The 3908-nt window shown below is 67.2% G+C and carries 4 protein-coding genes; all 4 read right to left on the bottom strand.

The window, feature by feature from the left end; genetic code table 11:
* Positions 1-622: ABC transporter ATP-binding protein (locus AC1D15_RS21075; protein WP_477827502.1), on the bottom strand; the 622-nt coding region annotated here is incomplete at its 3' end.
* Positions 619-1614, bottom strand: a complete 996-nt coding sequence (locus AC1D15_RS21070; protein WP_477827501.1) for a branched-chain amino acid ABC transporter permease — start codon at positions 1612-1614, stop codon at positions 619-621. The genes AC1D15_RS21075 and AC1D15_RS21070, both read right to left, overlap by 4 nt.
* On the bottom strand, positions 1611-2477 hold the full coding sequence (locus tag AC1D15_RS21065) for a branched-chain amino acid ABC transporter permease (RefSeq protein WP_477827500.1): 867 nt from the start codon (positions 2475-2477) through the stop codon (positions 1611-1613). The genes AC1D15_RS21070 and AC1D15_RS21065 overlap by 4 nt, the downstream gene beginning before the upstream one ends.
* Before the next feature lie 22 nt (positions 2478-2499).
* Positions 2500-3783 (bottom strand): ABC transporter substrate-binding protein, encoded by a 1284-nt coding sequence (locus tag AC1D15_RS21060; protein WP_477827499.1) that lies wholly within the window; start codon positions 3781-3783, stop codon positions 2500-2502.
* Between the last annotated feature and the right edge of the window lie 125 nt (positions 3784-3908).

Raw genomic sequence — 3908 nt, 5'->3', positions numbered from 1 at the left:
CGACGATCCTGTCGGCGATCGGCATGATGCCCTCGAGCACATGCTCGACGATCAGGCAGGCGATGCCGCGCTCGCGGATGTTCAGCACCACCTTCACCATCTCGCGCACCTCCGACGGGTTCAGGCCGGCCATCACCTCGTCCATCAGCAGAAGCTTCGGTGCGATGGCGAGCGCGCGTGCGACCGCCAGGCGGCGCTGCTCGCTGATCGTCATGCTGCCGGCGGGCTTGTCGGCGAACTGGTCGAGGTTGACGAAGGCCAGCCACTGCTGCGCCTCGTCGCGGGCGGCCGAGACACGGCGGTTGCGCATCAGCGCACCGGCCATCACGTTCTCGCGGGCCGTCATGCTGGTGAAGGTGCGCGCGACCTGGAAGGTGCGGCCGACGCCGGCGCGGGCGCAGGCCTCGGGCGGCAGGCCGGAGATCAGCTTGCCGTCGAGCCGGATCTCGCCGGCGCTCGGCTCGTAGAAGCCGGCCACGCAGTTGAACGCCGTCGTCTTGCCAGCGCCGTTCGGGCCGATCAGCCCGACGATCTGGCCGGCGTCGACGCTGAACGAGACATCCTGGTTGGCCATCAGGCCGCCGAAGCGCTTCGAGACGCCTTGCAACTCGAGAAGACTCACAGCGCCACCTCCACCTTGGCGGCTTCGACTGCGCGGGCGCGGCGCCGCTGCCGCCACTCCCGGAATCCGCCGATCAACCCGCTCGGGTAGAACACCGCGATGCCGACGATCAGCGCCGCGTAGATGATGGTGTCGGTGCCGCGGCCGGTGCCGCCGAAGGTGGCGCGCGTCAACTCCTCGATCGTCGTCAGCACCACCGAGCCGACCACCGGCCCGAACAGCGTGCCGACGCCGCCGAGGATGGACACCAGCGCCATCTTGATCGACAGCGCGGTCGTCAGCACCGAGCCCGGGTCGATGTAGAGCTCCTTCTGCGCATACAGGCTGCCGCCGAGCGCGGTGAAGAAGGCGCTGAGCGACAAGGCCACCTGCTTGTAGCGCGCGATGTTGATGCCGATGCTGCGCGCGGCATCCGGCTCGTCCTTGATCGCCCGCAGGTAGTAGCCGATGTGGCTGCGCTCGACGGCCCAGGTCGCGAGCAGCGTCAGCACCAGCAGGCCGAGCGCGAGCCAGTAGTACGGCGCCTTGTCGGCGAACACCATCGTGGCCCAGCCCTGCCGGTCCATCGGGATCGTCAGGCCGACCGCGCTGCCGGCGTACTCCCAGTTGGTGAACACGATCTGCACGATCTCGGCGACCGCGATCGTCGCCATCGCGAAGTAGTGCCCCTTCAGCCGGAAGCACGACCAGCCGAAGCCGAGGCTCAGCAGCGCCGCGACCACGCCGCCGAGCAGCATGCCGAGCCACGGGTTCACGCCGAAGTTCAGCAGCAGCAGCGTCGACGTGTAGGCGCCGAGCCCGTAGAACGCCGCATGGCCGAGCGAGACCTGGCCGGCGTAACCGCCGAGCAGGTTCCACGCGACGCCGAGCTGCGCGGCCATCAGCACCAGGATCGCGAGGTTCAGGTGCGAGGGGCTGTGCGTGACGAACGGCAGCAGGACCGCGGCCACCGCCAAGGCTGCGAGAGCCAGGGTCTTCTTCGAAGGCTTCATGCTTTCCCCATCAGGCCCTGCGGCCGGAACATCAACACCGCGAGGAACAGCACCAGCACGATGGCGGTCTTGTACTGCGGCCCGAGCAGCAGGCCGCCCATCACCTCGATCACGCCGACCAGGATGCCGGCCCAGAACGCGCCGGTCACGCTGCCGAAGCCGCCGAGGTTGACGACCACGAAGGCGATCAGGATGAAGTTGGCGCCGACCTCCGGGAAGATCGGGAAGAAGGTCGCGAGCAGCACGCCGGCCGCGCCGGCACAGGCCGCGCCGATGCCCCAGGCGAGCCCGAACATGCGGTGCGAATCGATGCCCATCAACTGCGCGGCCTCCTTGTCGGCGGCGGTGGCTTCGAGCGCCGCGCCGAGGCGGGTGCGCGTCAGGAAGAAATGCACCAGCGCGGTGACCGCGATCGCGCCGACGCCGGCCACCAGCTGCGGCTGGCCAAGCTGGATGCCGGCCAGCTTGACGCTGCCGCTGACCCACGAGCCCTCGATCGAGCGGAAGTCGGGCTTCCACAGGAACTGCGCGACGCCGCGCAGCAGGATCATCAGCCCGAAGGTGGTGAAGATCTGGCTGAGCATCGGCGCATCGATGATGCGGCGGATCACGAGCTTGTACAGCAGCACGCCGAACGCGAACAGCATCAGCACCGTGAGCGGCAGCGTGAGCATCGGGTCGAGCGCGTACAGCGCGAACAGCCAGAAGCTCGCGTACATGCCGAGCATCAGGAACTCGCCGTGCGCGAAGTTCACGATGTCCATCACGCCGAAGATCATCGTGAGGCCGATCGCGACCAGCGCGTAGATCAGGCCGATCAGCACGCCGGATGCGAGGGTCTGGAGAAGGATCTCTGCAGTCATGGTGGACGTCCTCGCGGCCGGTTTACTTGCGCTGGTCCCACTTCGGCATCGGCCAGGTCACCTCGCGCGTCGCGAGGTTGAACGGGTACACCGTGTTGTACTTGCCGTCGACGATCTGCACCAGGATGCCGCGGCCCAGCGTGTTCTGCCCGGTGCTGTCGAACTTGACGCCCTTCCACGGCATGATCAGGTTCTCGGCGCGCAGGTCGGTTTCCGACAGTGCCTTGCGGATCGCCTCCGGCTCGGTGGACGCGGCGCGGTTGATCGCATCGGCCAGCACCATCAGCCCGGTGAAGGTGCGCGACGAGTTGCCGGTGAAGTTGGCCTTGTAGCGCGCGAGGAACAGGTCGTTGACCTGCTTGATCAGCGGGTTGCGCGTGGCCAGGTCGAGCGCCCACACCTCGCGCGTGATCACGTACTCGGCATCCTTGCCCAGCGTCTTGATGAACTCGGTGTCGGTGAAGCCGGCGTTGTTCGCGAGGATCATGTCCGGCGAGAAGCCCAGCTCCTTGTAGGTCTTCATCGACAGCAGCGCATCACCCAGGTACGACGACTGCATCACCAGCGACGGGTTGCCCGCCTTCAGCGTCTGCACTTCCGACGTGAGCTGCGTGCTCTTGGCCGGGTAGGTCACCTGCTTGACCAGGTTGTAGCCCTTCTCCGGCGCCAGCCTGGCCTGCAGCTTGGTGGTCTCGTTGCCCCACAGCGTGTTCTCGTTGAAGGTCGCGATCGCGCCGATCTTGAAGTTCTTCTTCGCCTCCAGCTCCTTCAGGAAATCGAAGAAGTTGTGGACGAACAAGTCGTCGTGCGGCGTGGTGCGGAAGAACCACTTGAAGTTGCGCGCCGTCAGCGAGGCCGACGACGACTCGGGGTTCAGGAACGGCACGCCGTAGCGCTCGGACACCTGGCTCGCGGTGGCGGTGACGTTGCTGTTGTAGGCGCCGACGAGCGCGACCACCTTCTCCTGCGTGATCAGGCGCTCGGCCTCGGTCGCGCCGGTCTGCGGGTTGCCCTGGTGGTCGGCGAACACCAGCTTGATCTTCGCGCCCTTCAGCTTCGGCAGGCCGCCGCCGGCGGCGAACGGCAGGTCGGCGACACCCTTCGCGCCGTTGTTGATGATGTCGGCGGCCAGCTCCAGCGCATTCTTCAGCTCGGCGCCGGTGGATGCGGCCGGGCCGGTCAGCGGGTAGATCACGCCGATCTTCACCTCGGCCGACTGCGCGCGCGCGCCGGTGCCGAAACCCAGACCGAACAAGGTGGCGCCCAGCGCCTGGAGAACGCTTCTGCGGGGCTGCGGATGTTGCATGGGGACTGCTCCTGGACGAGGTTGAAGGAAGAACGGGAACTCAGAGGCTGGCGATGTGGGTGTTCAGCAAATCGGTGATCAGCATCGCGCCGGGCGCGTGCGTGATGCAGAACTCGGGGCGGGCC

The organism is Rhizobacter sp. P2_H2 (assembly GCF_056403375.1).
The sequence above is the reverse complement of the archived record's forward strand: the minus strand, read 5'-3'. Positions and strand labels throughout refer to the sequence as shown.

Coding starts and splice junctions, on each gene's coding strand:
- AC1D15_RS21065 (WP_477827500.1), bottom strand. CDS start 2,477: ATGACTGCAGAGATCCTTCTCCAGACCCTCGCATCCGGCGTGCTGATC.
- AC1D15_RS21070 (WP_477827501.1), bottom strand. CDS start 1,614: ATGAAGCCTTCGAAGAAGACCCTGGCTCTCGCAGCCTTGGCGGTGGCC.
- AC1D15_RS21060 (WP_477827499.1), bottom strand. CDS start 3,783: ATGCAACATCCGCAGCCCCGCAGAAGCGTTCTCCAGGCGCTGGGCGCC.